The following is a 14,717-nucleotide window of genomic DNA, read 5'->3' on the forward strand; positions in this document are numbered from 1 at the left end:
GACACCACTGTGGAGGGATATGCCGGATGCGGGACACGGGCCGCGGCCGGGTCGTGCCAACTGGTCATCTCGGCTGTTCACGACTGCGTTGACAGCGTGATCTTCAATGGAATACGGTTCGTGGCGAGGCTGGCGAGGTTTCCGGTCGCCGACAATCAGTGTGCGCGTTCCGGCACCAGCCCGCCGATTTCTCGCGATCAATTCGGCAATTGCTCCGGCGACCCCGCCGCTGTCGGATTTTCACGGTTCGCCGAAAACGCTTCCCCCGCTCGGCGCTTTGTGTCGCCATTTGACGCCCCGACGGTCGCCCGCCGGTCACCACTCCGCTCTCCGCCGCCGTGCCGAGGGTGGAATCGATCATGGTGGACGGACCGGACGGCGCGGGACGGCCCGAAAGGCGCGGCGGGGGCCCGGGCGGTAGGCGTCCGGCCGGCCGATCGGTGGAGCGGGGCCGCCGTGTGGCCGGAATTGATGACGAGCGGTCGATTACCGGTGCGGCGGCGTATCGCGAGAACTCCTTGCCTCCTACGGTGACGTCCGGCACGCGGACGGAGGGAAGTCGGGAGCCACCCGAGGGGCGCCGTCCGGGCGGACAGGGAGAGTTGTCTCGATGCGAGTTTGGAGTCGCGCGGTAGCGGTGCTCGCCGCCGGCGCGGTCGTGGTGGCGGGGGTGCCGGCGCTGGCCGGCGTCGTCACCGTCACCGACGCCGGTGTCACCGGGCGCACCGGCGCCCAGGCGACGGGGGGCAGCGCCGCGCTCGGCGCCGCCCGGACGGTCGCCACCAGGGCGCAGGTCACGCCGGGGGACACCCGGCTGATGCCGAGCACGCCCCGCACCGACACGCCGCGGATCACCAACGGCGAGATCACCGACATCGAGGTGATCGGCAACCGGGTCTTCATCGCCGGCACGTTCACCTCGATCGCGAACGTCGGCGGCACGGCGATCGCGCAGAAGTCGCTGGCCTCGTACAACCTGGACACCGGCAAGGTGGACACCGGCTTCAAGCCGACCATCGACGGCGCGGTGGCGGCCGTCGAGGCGTCGCCGGACGGCACGTCGCTCTACATCGCCGGCTCGTTCAACACGATCAACGGCGTCACCAAGCGCAAGATCGCCCGGCTCAACCCGACCACCGGCGCGCCGGTGGCCGCGTTCACCGCGACCGCCAGCGCGCGGGCGACCGCGCTGGCCGTGAGCCCCACCGCCGTCTACGTCGGCGGCCAGTTCGCCACCGTCAACGGCGTCGCCCGCAGCGGCCTGGCCGCGCTGAACCCGACCACCGGCGTCGTCGACACCGCGTTCAACCTGCCGGTCACCGGCGGCATCGGCGTCGGCGGCATGCTCACCGTGCAGCAGCTCAAGCTCACCCACGACCGCAGCAAGCTGCTGGTCGTGCACACCGGCCGCCAGATCGCCGGGCAGGACCGCTACGGCGTGGCCCTGATCGGTACGGCCAGCAAGGCGCTGCTGCCGTGGCGGACCCGGCTGTGGGAGGACAACCTCTCCTTCGTCGGCGGCATCCAGCGCGTCTTCGCCGGTGACATCGCGCCGGACGACTCGTACTTCGTGGTGACCAGCGGCTCGGGCGGCGACCGGCCGCCGATCAACGACACCGCCATCGCGTACTCGCTGACCGGAAACGACCACGTCGAGCCGCTCTGGATCTCCCGGCACTTCGACAGCATCTACTCGGTCGCGATCACCGCCACCGCCGTCTACGTCGGCGGTCACTTCAGCTGGCAGGAGTCGCCCACCTCGAACGTGCCGTGGCCCGGGCTGGACAACGTCGGCTACGGCACCGGCCAGGGCCTGAGCGGCTACGGCCTCGGCGACCAGGTGGTCCGCCGCGACCACCTCGGCGCGCTGGACCCGCTCACCGGCACCGCGCTGGAGTGGAACCCCGGCTCCAACTCGTACGAGGGGGAGAAGGCGATGCTGGCCACCGCGCGCGGCCTGCTGGTCGGCGGCGACGGCAACGTCAAGGGCGGCAAGACGACCGGTCGGGTCGCGTTCTTCGACATGTCCAAGGAGCCGGCGCCGTCAGCGCTGGACACCACGGTCACCACGCCGATCGAGGGCGCGGTGAAGCAGGCCGGCGAGTCGTTCGACCTGGGTGGCCAGGCGCTCGCCCCGGCCGGCGTGTCCAAGGTCCAGGTCGAGGTCATGGACCGCAACAGCGGCAAGTACCTCCAGGCCGACCTGACGACCTGGGGTGCGTTCAAGTCGCTGAACGCCACGGTCGCCGCGCCGAACGCCACGTCCACCACCTGGAAGCTCCCGGTGTCGCTGCCGGCCGGCGTCTACCAGATCCAGGCGAGGACGGTCGGCCGCGACGGGGCCGGCGACACCACCAAGGCGATCAAGAAGATCGAGGCGTTCCGCTTCGACGACCTGCCGCCGGCCACCCGGATCACCGCGCCGACCGCCGGCCTGATCGCCACCCAGAGCTTCGTCGCCACCGGCACCGCGACCGACGACAAGGGCGTCAGCTCGATGATCTACTCGTTCCGCACGCCGGACAACCGGTACCTGCAGGACGACGGCAGTGTCGCGGCGGTCTACAACACGTTCCGGGGTGAGCCGGACGTGCTCGGCGCGACGTCCGCCACCTGGCAGTACGAGGTGACGCTGCCGACCGAGGGGCAGTGGCGGATGACCGCCACCGCGGTCGACACGGCCGGACAGAGCGACCTGCGCGGCGACACCCGGGACTGGACCGTCTCGGCGACCGGTGTCCCGCCGACCGTGGCGATCACCGCGCCGGTGGCGATGACCCCGCCCACCGCCGCCGCGCCGCTGACCGTGGCGCCGGGCGCCACCGTCACGTTCGCCGGCACCGCCGCCGACGAGGACGCGCTGAAGTCGGTCGAGATCTACCTGCGCAACAACACCACCCGCGAGGCGCTGGCCGCGGACGGCACCTGGGGCGCCGACTCGGTCGCCGCGTACCACCGGATCTCGCCGACCAACCTCGACGCCGCCACGTTCGACTGGTCCTTCACCACGGTTCCGCTCACCCCCGGCGTCTACGACTTCCGGGTACGCGCCACCGACAGGCTCGGCCTGACCACGTCCAACACCAACCTGGGCCGGCTCACCGTCACCGCGCAGGTGCCCGGCGACGCGTTCCCGAACGGGCTGCTCAGCTTCACCGGGACCGACCAGAACGTCGACCGGCTGCACCTCGACCTGGCCGGCACGGCGACCGACGACAAGGGCGTCAAGGCCGTCCGGGTGGCGCTGCGCGACCTGGACACCGGCCGGTACGCCCAGCCGAACGGCACGATGGCCGCCGCGTTCGCCACGCTCGACGCGACGCTCGCCGCCCCGAACGCCACCAGCACCACGTTCACGCTCCCGGTCGACCTGCCCACGAAGGGCAACTACAGCGTCGAGGCGTGGGCGGTGGACACGGCCGGCCAGCAGGACGGCTCGACCAGTGGCGCCACCGCGAAGTACCTGGTCTACCCGGGTGACGCCGACCCGACGCTGGAGCCGAGCATCACGCCGGTCGAGGGCGAGGTCTACCCCGGTGGCCGGATCGTGGTGACCGGCCGGGCGGTCGACGACGTCGGCATGCAGAAGGTGGAGTTGCAGATCACCAACGCCGCCGGGCAGGGCATGAACGCGGCCGGCACGTTCGGCCGGGCGGGCACCTGGATCGCGGCGTTCCTCACCAGCCCGGGTTCGCCGGGGTCGAACTTCGCGTACACGTCGCCGGTCGTGCCGGCCGGCACGTACACGGTGACGATCCGGGGCATGGACAACTACGGGCAGTACCAGCAGCCGGTCCGTACCGTCTCGGTGACCGTCACCGACTGATCCCGGTCGGCCGCGGGCCGGTCCGCGTCGGGTCCTCCCGACGCCGGGCCGGCCCGGCGCCGTCAGGGGCGGACGAGCCGCATCCCGGCGGTGGCCGGCCGGTCCATGGTGGCCAGCGCCGCGGGCGCGTCGGCCAGCCCGATGACGCCGGTGACCAGCTCGCCGGGGCGCAGCACCCCGGCGGTGACCAGCCGCAGCAGCTCGGGATAGGCGTGGGCCGGCATCCCGTGGCTGCCCCGCAACTCCAGCTCGTGGGCGATCACCAGGTCCATCGGCAGCGCGGGCCGGCCCTGCGCGGCGGGCAGCAGCCCGACCTGCACGTGCCGGCCGCGCCGGCGCAGGCCCTCGATCGAGGCGACGCAGGTCGCGTGACTGCCCAGCGCGTCGAGCGAGAGGTGGGCGCCGCCGCCGGTCGCGTCGCGGACCGCGGCGGCCACCTCGCCGGGTCCGCCGAGCGCGGACCCGTCCAGGCAGACCGCGGCGCCGCTGCGCCGGGCCAACGCCAGCGCGGCGGGCGCGACGTCCACGGCCACCACCCGGGCGCCGCTCGCCGCCGCGATCATCACGGCGGACAGGCCCACCCCGCCGCACCCGTGTACGGCCACCCACTCGCCCGCGGCCACCCGGCCCTGCGCGACCACGGCCCGGAACGCGGTGGCGAACCGGCAGCCGAGCGCGGCGGCGGTCCCGTCGTCCACCTCGTCCGGCAGCCGGACCAGGTTGACGTCGGCGTGCCGCACCGCCACGTACTCCGCGAACGAGCCCCAGCCGGTGAAGCCCGGCTGGGTCTGCCGCTCGCAGACCTGCTGGTCGCCGGCGAGGCAGGCGGGGCACCGCCCGCAGGCGCAGACGAACGGCGCGGTGACCCGGTCGCCCGGCCGCCAGCCGCGTACGTCGGCGCCGACCGCGGCGACGACACCGGCGAACTCGTGCCCGGGCACGTGCGGGAGCCGGATGTCCGGGTCGTGGCCCTGCCAGCCGTGCCAGTCGCTGCGGCACAGCCCGGTCGCGCCGACCCGGACGACCACCCCGTCGCGCGCCGGGGCGGGGTCGGCCACTTCCCGCACCTCGGGCCACGCGTTGAACTCCTCGAACACCACCGCCCGCATCCCACCATCCTCCCCCGCGCCTGGTGTGCGGAGGGCAAGGGGCAGGGCGCAAGTTGCGGGAAAGCGGCAGAAATATATTGATGCCGGCAAATCTTGACGCGTGTTCGTGTGGTGGCGCACGGTAAGGAAAGCGGCCGGTAGTGCAGGAGGCGGTCATGCGGTTGAATCCGTTCGCGGGAGCGTATCTCACCGACCCGGCCGGCGTCTGGGCCCGCCTGCTGGCCGCCGACGGCGGCGTGCACCACGACGAGGAACTCGGGTTGTGGCTGATCACCCGGCACGCCGACGTCCGGCGGGCGCTGGCCGACGCGCGGACGTTCGGCAACGCGCTCACGCTCGCCCCGGTGTACGACATCTGCCCCGAGGCGCTCGCCCTGGTCGCCGGCATCGACGCGCCACCCACCACCGCCGCGGCCGACCCGCCGGTGCACCCCCGCACCCGCCGGGCGCTGCGGGTCACGTTCGCCAACACCCCGGAACGGGTGGAGCAGCGCTACGGCCGGATCGTGCGTCGCCGGGTGGACGAGCTGGTGGCGCGGCTGGCCACCCGGGCCGGCGACGAGGTCGACCTGGTCCCGGCGTTCACCGCCGAGCTGCCGCTGCTGGTGCTGCTCGACATCCTCGGCGTGCCGGCGGGCGACGTGCCGCGCATCCGGGCCTGGGCGGACGGGCAGATCGCCCTGATCTGGGGCAGCCCCGACCCGGCCGAGCAGGTCCGGCTGGCCGGTGGGCTGCTGGAGTTCTGGCACTACTGCCAGGACCTGGTGCGGCGCCGGCTGGACGGCGGCGGTGACGACTACGTCGCCGAGCTGCTGGCGTACCGGGGCGGCGACGACGAGGTGCTGACCGTCGCCGAGGCGTCGAGCATCGTGTTCAACCTGCTGGTCGCCGGGCACGAGACCACGGCCGGGCTGCTCGCCCACGCGGTGGACCGGGCGCTGTCCGAGCCGGGCCGGTGGCGCTCGCTCGCCGAGCGCCCGGAGCGGGTCCCGGCGTTCGTCACCGAGACGCTGCGCTTCGCGCCCGCCATCGACGGCTGGCTGCGGGTCACCAACCACCCGGTCACGCTGGGCGGCGTGGCCATCCCGGCCGGGGCGCGCTGCCTGTTGCTGATCGGCGCCGCCAACCGGGACCCGGCGGTGTTCGGCCACCCGGACCGGTTCGACCCGGACCGGCCGGACGCGCACGACCACCTCTCCTTCGGTCACGGCCCGCACTTCTGCATCGGCGCGGCGCTGGCCCGGCTGGAGGCGGGCACCGCGCTCACCCGGCTCGCCGCGGCCCTGCCGGGCCTGCGGCCGGCCCCGGGGCATCCCCGCGTCTTCCGGCCCAACCTGGCGTTCCGCGCGCACCGCGGGCTGCCGGTGACCGTCGCGCCGCCGGTGCCGACCGACCGCCGTCCGGTCGCGCGGCCGGTGGCGTGACCGGGCGGCGTCGGCGGACACGCAGCGCAGTCACGTCTTCACACCCGTACGCCGGTGGGTTAAGAATGACCCCCTGCGAACGCCCAGTCATCGCCCGTCCTCGATCTGCTGCCGATGCCGGTCCGGCGTCGCGAAGGTGAGCACATGGATCGCACGCCCGCGTCGAGCGCCGCTCCCTCCGCCGCCAGCCGCCAGTTCCGTGCCGAACTGCGCCGCTGGCGGACCCGGCGTGGCCTGACCCAGCGGGCGCTGGCCGAGCGGGTGCGGTTCAGCCGGGAGACGGTCGCCGCGGTCGAGTCCGGCCGGCGGTTCGGCAGCCAGGAGTTCGCCGTCCGGTGCGACGAGGTGCTCACCACCGGCGGGCGGCTCGCCGAGCTGTGGCCGCAGGTCGCCGCCGAGCAGTTGGCGGCGGACGGCCGGCGGGGGCCCCGGCTCGGCGAGGTGGACCCGGTCGGCCCACCGGCCGCGCGGCGCGATCCGCGCGATCCGCAGGCGGTGGTGGCGGCGATCGACGAGCTGCGGGAACTCATCGGTCAGGTGCTCGGACAGCCCGAACCGGAGGGCCCGCCGCCGTCGGCGGCCAATCGGCACTGACCGGGGTCGATGCCCCGGTCGGGGTTGCCGTCGGCGTCGCCGCCTCTGGGTACAGATGCTGGTACGGCCTGTTTGTACCACGGTCGGGTCTGGCCTCGGCGCGCGGCTTCCGGCGGAATGAGACGTGCAATCCGCAAGTGCAGATAGAAGTTTGCCGATCAGCGCGGGGAGTCAGCAGTGGCGTCGAGCACGAGGTCCCACGCGGCCCGACCCTACCCGCCCCGCCGCCGTCGGTGGCGCATCGGCGGCCGGATGCGCCTCATCGTGGCGGCCCCGCTCGTCGCCGTGATGGGTTTCGCCGGCCTGGCACTGACCGAGAGTGCCCGACAGACCGCCCGCGCCAGCGATCTCGGCCAGCTCGCCCAGCTCGGCGCCGAGGCGGGTGGCCTGGCCCACCGGTTGCAGTACGAACGGATCGTCGCCGCCGACCTGCTCACCCGGGGCGCCCCCGACCAGCAGGACGCGTTCGCGGACGCCACCACCGCCACCGACGCGGCGGTCGCCGGATACCGCCGGCAGCGGGCCCGGGTGCCCGCCGGCACCGCCGCCGAACAGGCCGTCCTGCCGCGGATCGACGCGGCGCTGGCCAACCTCGCCCCGCTGCGCGCGCAGGTCCGCACCGCCGAACGCGCCTCGGTCTCGGCGATGACGTTCAGCTACCGCATCGTCATCGCCGACCTGCTCGGCCTCCGGGAGAGCGTCACGCTCGGCGTGGTCGAGCCGCGGATCGCGGACGGCATCCGCGCCTCCGCCGCGTTGTCCAAAGTGGCCGAGGCGGTCGGCCAGCAGCAGGTGGCCGTGCTGCGCGCGGTCACCGCCGGCCAGGTGACGCCCGCGCTCCAGCAGGACATCACCGCCGCCCGGACCGGCGTCACCGAGGCGTCGTTGGCCTTCCAGGCGCTCGCCCGGCCGGCCTGGCAGGGCTGGTGGGAGCAGGCCGGCAGCGGTGAGAACGCGCTGCGGCTGCAACGGCTCCTCGACCAGGTGGCCCGGACGGCGGCCGGCGACCGCCTCGAACTGGACCTCGGCACCTGGCTCACCGCCACCCAGCAGTGGGCGGTCCGCCTGGCCGAGCTGCGCCTACGGGTCGACGGGGCGGTGCTCGACGACATCCGGGCCGCGCACGCGGACCAACGTCGCCGGACCGTGCTGGAGGCGGCGGCGGCCCTGCTGGCCCTGCTGCTCACCGCGCTGGTCACCTGGGCGGTGGCCCGCCAGATCACCCGGCGGCTGCGCCGGCTGCGGGACGCGGCCAACGCGGTCGCGTTCGAGCGGCTGCCCCAGGTGGTGGCCCGGCTCCAGGAGCCGGACAGCGCCTCGGTCGACCCGGACGACCTGGCCCGTCGCCAGGCCGTCGACGCGCTGGAGGTCTCCGGCGACGACGAGATCGGCGAGGTCGGGCAGGCGTTCAACGCGGTGCACCGGGCCGCCGTGCGGACCGCCGCGGAGCAGGCCGTGATGCGGGCCAACACGGCGGAGATCTTCATCCACCTGAGCCGGCGGGAACAGCGCCTGGTCGACGCCGTGCTGGCCCAGGTGGACCGCGTCGAGCGGGACGAGACCGACCCGGACCGGCTGCACCAGCTCTACGCGCTGGACAACCTCGCCACCCGGATGGGCCGGATCAACGCCAGCCTGCTCGTGCTGGGCGGGGTGGGCGTCGGACGGGTCCGCCACCAGGACGTGCCACTGCCGCAGGTGCTCCAGGCCGCGCAGAGCCAGATCGAGCACTACGCCCGCATCCGTCTCGGCCTGGTCGACGGCGACGTCGCGGTGGCCGCCGAGTCGGTCGACGAGGTGGTGCACCTGCTGGCCGAGCTGATGGAGAACGCCACCGGCTACTCGCCGCCGGCGACCGAGGCGTGGGTGACCGGCCGGAGCCTCGGCGACCGGGTGATCGTGCAGATCAGCGACGAGGGCGTCGGCCTGCCCCCGCACCGGCGGCAGCAGCTCAACGACCTGCTCGCCCAACCGCCCGCCATCGACGTGGCCACCGTGCGGGCGATGGGACTGGTCGTGGTGGGGCAGCTCGCCACCCGGCTGGGCGCCGCCGTGCAGCTCCGGTCCGGGCCGCGGCGCGGCACCATCGCCGAGGTGGCCCTGCCGGCCGCGCTGCTCCGGCCGCTGCCGCCCGAGGAGTTCCTGCTCACCCCCGAGCGACCGTCCCGCCGGGCGGCCCGCGCCACGGTCGCGTCCCCGGTCGTGCCGGCCACCGTCGTGCCGGCCACCGTCGTGCCCACCGGCGCGCGGCCCGCTGTGGTGCCCGCCGGCGCGCGGCCCGCCCCGCAGCCCTGGGCCGGTGGCCCGGCCGCCGACCGGGCGCTCCCGGTCGCTCCGGTGTTCCAGCCGGCGTCGTCGTCGGCCGCCGACGCCCCCACCGAGGAGCTGATCATCTTCGACCAGGTCAACCACTGGTTCCAGGCCGACCGGCCGGGCGACGCCGCGTCCTGGGCCGGCCCGGCGGACGACGCCTGGCGCACCGCGGCGCGCGCCGACGAGCCCCGGGTCGCCGGCACCACCACGTCCGGGCTGCCACGCCGGCAGCCGCAGGAACACCTGGTGCCCGGCGGTGTCCCGGCGCCCCGGCAGGCCACCGAGCACCGGGACCCGGCGCGGGTGGCCACCGCCATGGCGGCGTACGCCCGCGGGGTCGCCGGCCGCCGGACCAACCTGATCACCAACTGACCCGACAGGGAGTGCACGTGACCGACCACCAGGATCTCGGCTGGCTGCTGGACGCGTTCGCCGAGCGCGCCGCCGAGGTCACCCACGCGATCGCCATCTCCAGCGACGGTCTGATGGTGGCCGCCACCCGCGGCCTCCCGCCGGACCGGGCCGACCAGTTGGCGGCCACCGGCAGCGGGCTGGTCAGCCTGCTGCGCGGGGCGGCGGCGTTCTTCGACGCCGGCGCGGTGATCTCCAACGTCACCCAGCTGGAGGGCGGCTTCATGTTCTCCATGGCGTTCAACGACGGCGCCTCCCTGCTCGTGCTCGCCGATCCGCGGTGCGACGTCGGCAAGGTCTCCTACGAGATGGCCGAGTTGGCGAACCGCATCGGCGACGCGCTCACCCCCGCGGCCCGGGCGGCCCTGAGCCGCAGCCGCTGACCGCCGGCGTCCCGCCGGACTCCGCACCCCTGACACCAGGAGAGACACCATGTCCCTGACCCTGACCCGGCGCAGCCGTGCCCGCACCGCGGCGCTGCTCGCGCTCGTCCTGCTCGCGGCGCCCGCCTGCGCCGACGACGGCCCGGCCGCCGGCCCCGGCGGCACCGTCAAGATCGGCCTGCTCGCCTCGCTCTCCGGCACCTACCAGTCGGTCGGCAAGGACATCCGCGACGGTTTCCAGCTCTACCTGTCCGCGCACGACGGGAAGCTCGGCGGGCGGACCGTCGAGCTGGTCGTCGCCGACGAGGGCAACGGCGCGGCCACCGCCGTGCCCGCCGCCACCAAGCTGCTCAAACAGGACCGGGTGGCGGCGCTCACCGGCATCGTCGGCGGCGGCTCGGTGGCCGCGGTCCAACCGCTGCTCACCGAGACGAAGGTGCCGTTCGTCGGCTCCAACGGGCGGCCGGAACTCAAGGATGTGTCCCGGGTCTGGCACACCTCCTACCTCTCCGACGAGCCCGGCGAGGCGATCGCGGCGCACGTGCGCGAGGACGTCAAGGGCAGCGTCTACGCGATCGGCCCGGACTACCAGGGCGGCTGGGACGAGCTGCGGGGCTTCACCGAGGCGTACGCGAAGGCCGGCGGGAAGTTGGCCAACCCGGACGGCAAGACCACGTTCACGCCGTTCCCGGCGACCACCAACTTCACCCCGTACTTCGCCCGGATCAAGGCGTCCGGCGCGGACGCGGTCTACACGTTCTACGCCGGCAGCGCCGCCGTCGACTTCGTCAAGCAGTACGCCCGCTCGGAGATCAGGGACGTGCCGCTCTACGCCGCCGGCTTCCTGACCGAGGGCGGTGTGCTCGACGCGCAGGGCGACGCCGCGAGGGACATCTACTCGGTGCTGAACTACTCACCGGACCTGGACAACGCGGAGAACCGGGCCTTTGTGGCCGCCTGGAAGGCCGAGCACGACGGCTCCCCGACGACGTACGCGATGGCCTCCTACGACGCGGCGGCGGTGCTGGACCGGGCGATCGCGGCGGCCGGCGACGACGCCACCCCGGACCGGATCAACGCGGCAATCGGTCAGCTCGGGCAGATCGCCAGCCCGCGCGGCACCTGGCAGTTCTCGCCGACCACCCACGCCCCGGTACAGAAGTGGTACCTGCGTCAGGTCCGCCCGGACGGCCGGGCGCTGTCCAACACCGTGGTCGGCGACCTCGCCACCGTGGGCGGCTGAGACGTGCCGGTCGACCCGTACGTCGTCCCGGCCGTGGACGGGGTCGCCTACGGGCTGCTGGTGTTCGTCGCCGCGTCCGGGCTGGTGCTCTGCTTCGGCGTGGCCGGCATCCTGAACCTGGCCCACGGCACGCTGTTCGCGATCGGCGGCTACACCGCCGCCGCGCTGCTGGACGGTGGCTGGGCCAGCCTGGCGCTCGCGCTGGCGGTCGGCGTGCTCGCCGCCACCGCCGCCGGCGCGCTGGTCGCGGTGCTGCTCACCCGCGTCGCGGCGGCCGGGCACCTCACCCAGGCGCTTGTCACCTTCGGCGTCGCGCTGGCCGGCGGCAGCCTGCTGGTGGCCGCGTTCGGCCCGGACGACCCGCCGGTCCGGGTACCGGCCGCGCTGGACGGGTCGGTGGCGGTGGCGGGGCACCGCTACGCCGCGTACCGGCTGGTCTTCATCCTGGTGGCCGCGTTGCTCGCCGGCCTGCTGCACCTGGTGGTGCGTCGCACCCGGGCCGGCATGCTGGTGCGGGCCGCGGTCGACGACGCCGAGATGGTCGCCACGCTCGGGGTGAGTCCGGCCGTGGTGCGGTTCGGCGTGCTGGCCGCGGCCGGTGCGCTGGCCGGGGCCGCGGGCGTGCTCGGCGCGCCGATCATCGGCCCGGGGCCGGGCACCGCCGACGCGGTGCTGCTGCTCTCCCTGGTCGTGGTGGTGCTCGGTGGCCTCGGCTCGATGAGCGGCACGCTGCTCGCGGCGCTGGCGGTCGGCCAGATCCAGACGCTCGGCGTGGCGCTCGTCCCGTCGGCCGCCCCGTTCCTGCTCTTCGCCGCCATGGCGGTGGTGCTCGCGGTCCGGGCCCGCGGCCTGGCCACCGCCCGGCGGGCGACATGAGGGACCGGGCGGTGCGGGCGCTGCGCGTGGCCGTCGCCGTGGCGGTGCTGGTCGGCCTGGTCACCGCGCCCTGGACGGTGGACGACTACACCGTGGCGTTGCTGGCCCGCACGCTGGCGTTGGGCCTGGTCGCGGTGAGCGTCGCGCTGCTGACCGGCGTCGCCGGGCTGCCCACGCTCGGCCAGACCGCGCCCTACGCGGCCGGCGCGTACGCCGGCGCGGTGGTCGGCGGCCAGCTCTCCGACGTCGGGCCGGTGCACCTGCTCGTCGCGGCCGGGGCGGGGGCGGCGTTGGCCGTGGTGGCGCTGCCGCTGGTGCTCCCGGCCCGTGGCGTGGTGCTCCTGATGATCACGCTGGCGGTCGGCGAGTTGGCGGTGGTCCTCGCCGGCCGGTGGACGTCGGTGACCGGCGGCACGGACGGTCTCGCCGGCATCGCCGCGACCCGGCCGCTGTGGGGCCTGCCGGTGCTGGCCACCGACCGGGCCCGCTACCTCTACACGCTGGTGGTGGTGGCGGTGCTGGCCGGCCTGGTGCTGCTGGTGCTGCGCGGCCGGGTCGGGCTGCTGCTGCGGGCCGGCCGGGACGACGAGGCGCGGCTGCGGGCCAGCGGACACCGGGTGGCGGCGCACGTGGCCGGCGTCCACGTCGCCGCCGGCGCGATCGCCGGCGCCGCCGGCTCGCTGCTGGTCACCGCGCAGCAGTACGTCTCGCCGGCCGACTTCGGGTTCGACACCTCCGCGTTGCTGCTGCTCGGCGTGGTCGTCGGCGGGACCGCCTCGGTCGGTGGCGCGCTGGTCGGCGCCGTGCTGGTGGTCGCCGCCCGGGACTGGCTGTTCGGCGCGTTGCCCGGGCAGGCGCCGCTGGTGCTGGGCCTGGCCTTCGTCGTGGTCGCGCACCTGCTGCCCACCGCCCGCCGCACCCGGCGGGCCGGGCGTGCCCGGCCACCGTCCGCCCCGGACGACGCGCGTCCCGGCGACGCCCGCCGGCCACCCGCCGTGACCGGGGTACGCGCATGACGCCGCTGCTCACCGCCGAGGCGGTCACCGTGCGGTACGGGTCGCTGACCGCGCTGGACGGCGTCGACCTGCGTCTGCCGCTCGGGCAGCGGCACGCGCTGATCGGGCCGAACGGCGCGGGCAAGACCACGCTGCTCGACGTGGTGGCCGGCGCCACCCGGCCGACCGCCGGCCGGATCAGGCTGGGCGGGCGCGACGTCACAGGGCTCGGGCCGGCCGCCCGGGCCCGGCGCGGCGTCGGCCGGATCCACCAGCGGCCCGCCGTCTGGGGTTCGCTGACCGCCCGGGAGAACGTGCTGGTCGCCGCGCTGCCCCGGTGGGCCGGCCGGTGGCAGCCGGCGGCGCGGCGGCGGGCGGCCGGGCGTACCGCGGACGCGCTGCTGGACCGGGTCGGCCTCGGCGACCTCGCCGCGACGCCGGCCGGGCAGTTCGCCCACGGGCAGCGCCGGCAACTGGAGATCGCGGTGGCGCTGGCCGGGCGGCCCCGGCTGCTGCTGCTCGACGAGCCGGCCGCCGGGCTGTCCGCGGCGGAGGTCGGCTGGCTGGTGGAGTTCCTGCGCGGGCTGCCCCGCGCGGTCGCGGTGCTGCTGGTCGAGCACCGGCTGGACCTGGTCTACGCGCTCTGCGACACGGTGACCGTGCTGCGCGACGGCCGGACGCTCGCCACCGGGTCGCCCGCCGAGATCCACGCGTCCGGCCCGGTCCGGGAGGCGTACGCGGAGGGAGTGACGTGATGCTGCGCATCGACCGGCTCCGCGCCGGTTACGCCGGTGGCACCGTGCTGCACGAGGTGAGCCTCGACGTGCGGCCCGGCACGGTGCAGGTGGTGGTGGGCCGCAACGGCGCCGGCAAGAGCACGCTCGTGCACTGCGTGGCCGGCCTGGTCCGGCCGCACGGCGGGCGGATCGAGCTGGGCGGCGTACCGGTCACCGGCCGGCAGCCGCACCGGATCGCCCGCGCCGGGGTGGGGCTGGTGCCGCAGGGCCGGCGGGTCTTCTCCCGGCTGACCGTGGCCGAGCACCTGGTCCTGGCCGCCGCGCCGTGGCGGGCGGCGACGCCGGGCGGCGAGGGCTGGACGGTCGCCCGGGTGCTGGAGCTGCTGCCCCGGCTCGCCGACCGGCTGCGGCACCGCGGCGACCAGCTCTCCGGCGGCGAACAGCAGATGCTGGCGATCGCCCGGGCGCTGCTCGGCCAGCCCCGCGTGCTGCTGCTCGACGAGCCGTGCGAAGGGCTCGCACCGGACCTGGCGCTGCGGGTCCGCGACCTGGTCCGGTCGCTGGCCGGGGCCGGGCTGACCGTGCTCCTGGTGGAGCAGCAGATCCGGCACGCGGTCGAGGTCGCCGACCGGGTCGCGGTGCTGGAGTACGGCCGGGTGGTCTACGACCGGCCGGCCGACGAGGCCCGGGCCGACCCGGGCGCGGTGGCGGCGCTGCTCAGCGTCGCCGCGGTCGCGGAGCCACCGGCTCCCCGGCCCCGGCCCGGGCTGCCCACGCCCTCGGGCCCGTGAACCGCCCGACCGCGA

Annotated in this window: 11 protein-coding genes; 10 read left to right on the forward strand and 1 reads right to left on the reverse strand. The window is 75.3% G+C overall.

The window, feature by feature from the left end; all coding sequences use genetic code 11:
- Nucleotides 1–610 precede the first annotated feature (610 nt).
- Entirely contained in the window at nt 611–3,826 is a 3,216-nt protein-coding gene (locus OG767_RS11350; RefSeq protein ID WP_405093366.1) for a hypothetical protein, read from the forward strand.
- Nucleotides 3,827–3,888: 62 nt separating this feature from the next.
- On the opposite strand, the gene OG767_RS11355 is transcribed toward OG767_RS11350, so the two are convergent.
- Nucleotides 3,889–4,935 carry a zinc-dependent alcohol dehydrogenase family protein gene (locus OG767_RS11355; protein ID WP_405093367.1) on the reverse strand — a complete coding sequence of 349 codons (1,047 nt, stop codon included), beginning with the start codon at nt 4,933–4,935 and terminating at the stop codon, nt 3,889–3,891.
- Nucleotides 4,936–5,090: 155 nt separating this feature from the next.
- Between OG767_RS11355 and OG767_RS11360 the strand changes: the two genes are divergently transcribed.
- The 9 genes from OG767_RS11360 to OG767_RS11400 all read left to right on the forward strand — a co-directional run bounded on the left by OG767_RS11360 (nt 5,091) and on the right by OG767_RS11400 (nt 14,702).
- Entirely contained in the window at nt 5,091–6,359 is a 1,269-nt protein-coding gene (locus OG767_RS11360; RefSeq protein WP_405093368.1) for a cytochrome P450, read from the forward strand.
- A 144-nt stretch (nt 6,360–6,503) separates the two neighbouring features.
- A complete protein-coding gene (locus tag OG767_RS11365; protein WP_405093369.1) occupies nt 6,504–6,953 on the forward strand; it encodes a helix-turn-helix transcriptional regulator in 450 nt (149 codons plus the stop codon).
- 252 nt (nt 6,954–7,205) lie between these two features.
- Complete coding sequence (locus tag OG767_RS11370) at nt 7,206–9,638, forward strand: nitrate- and nitrite sensing domain-containing protein (protein WP_405093370.1); 2,433 nt, start codon at nt 7,206–7,208, stop codon at nt 9,636–9,638.
- A gap of 17 nt (nt 9,639–9,655) precedes the next feature.
- On the forward strand, nt 9,656–10,060 hold the full coding sequence (locus tag OG767_RS11375) for a roadblock/LC7 domain-containing protein (protein ID WP_107156703.1): 405 nt from the start codon (nt 9,656–9,658) through the stop codon (nt 10,058–10,060).
- Between the two features lie 49 nt (nt 10,061–10,109).
- Nucleotides 10,110–11,303, forward strand: a complete 1,194-nt coding sequence (locus OG767_RS11380) for an ABC transporter substrate-binding protein (RefSeq protein ID WP_405093371.1) — start codon at nt 10,110–10,112, stop codon at nt 11,301–11,303.
- A gap of 3 nt (nt 11,304–11,306) precedes the next feature.
- Nucleotides 11,307–12,179 carry a branched-chain amino acid ABC transporter permease gene (locus OG767_RS11385; protein ID WP_405093372.1) on the forward strand — a complete coding sequence of 291 codons (873 nt, stop codon included), beginning with the start codon at nt 11,307–11,309 and terminating at the stop codon, nt 12,177–12,179.
- An 11-nt stretch (nt 12,180–12,190) separates the two neighbouring features.
- Nucleotides 12,191–13,195: a branched-chain amino acid ABC transporter permease gene (locus OG767_RS11390; RefSeq protein WP_405093373.1), complete on the forward strand. Its 1,005-nt coding sequence runs from the start codon at nt 12,191–12,193 to the stop codon at nt 13,193–13,195.
- Nucleotides 13,192–13,929, forward strand: coding sequence for an ABC transporter ATP-binding protein (locus OG767_RS11395; protein ID WP_405093374.1), 738 nt, complete (start codon nt 13,192–13,194; stop codon nt 13,927–13,929). The genes OG767_RS11390 and OG767_RS11395 overlap by 4 nt, the downstream gene beginning before the upstream one ends.
- The gene (locus OG767_RS11400) at nt 13,929–14,702 is read left to right on the forward strand and encodes an ABC transporter ATP-binding protein (protein WP_405093375.1); all 774 of its coding nucleotides are present in this window, start codon (nt 13,929–13,931) and stop codon (nt 14,700–14,702) included. The genes OG767_RS11395 and OG767_RS11400 overlap by 1 nt, the downstream gene beginning before the upstream one ends.
- Nucleotides 14,703–14,717: the final 15 nt, after the last annotated feature.

Origin of the sequence: Micromonospora sp. NBC_01392 (assembly GCF_045040125.1) — a bacterium.
Classification (GTDB): Bacteria; Actinomycetota; Actinomycetes; order Mycobacteriales; family Micromonosporaceae; genus Micromonospora.

Bases quoted from the DNA above. Each gene is read 5' to 3' on its own strand.
- OG767_RS11355 (WP_405093367.1), bottom strand. From the start codon at position 4,935: ATGCGGGCGGTGGTGTTCGAGGAGTTCAACGCGTGGCCCGAGGTGCGG.
- OG767_RS11365 (WP_405093369.1), top strand. From the start codon at position 6,504: ATGGATCGCACGCCCGCGTCGAGCGCCGCTCCCTCCGCCGCCAGCCGC.
- OG767_RS11395 (WP_405093374.1), top strand. From the start codon at position 13,192: ATGACGCCGCTGCTCACCGCCGAGGCGGTCACCGTGCGGTACGGGTCG.
- OG767_RS11380 (WP_405093371.1), top strand. From the start codon at position 10,110: ATGTCCCTGACCCTGACCCGGCGCAGCCGTGCCCGCACCGCGGCGCTG.
- OG767_RS11350 (WP_405093366.1), top strand. From the start codon at position 611: ATGCGAGTTTGGAGTCGCGCGGTAGCGGTGCTCGCCGCCGGCGCGGTC.
- OG767_RS11360 (WP_405093368.1), top strand. From the start codon at position 5,091: ATGCGGTTGAATCCGTTCGCGGGAGCGTATCTCACCGACCCGGCCGGC.
- OG767_RS11400 (WP_405093375.1), top strand. From the start codon at position 13,929: ATGCTGCGCATCGACCGGCTCCGCGCCGGTTACGCCGGTGGCACCGTG.
- OG767_RS11370 (WP_405093370.1), top strand. From the start codon at position 7,206: ATGCGCCTCATCGTGGCGGCCCCGCTCGTCGCCGTGATGGGTTTCGCC.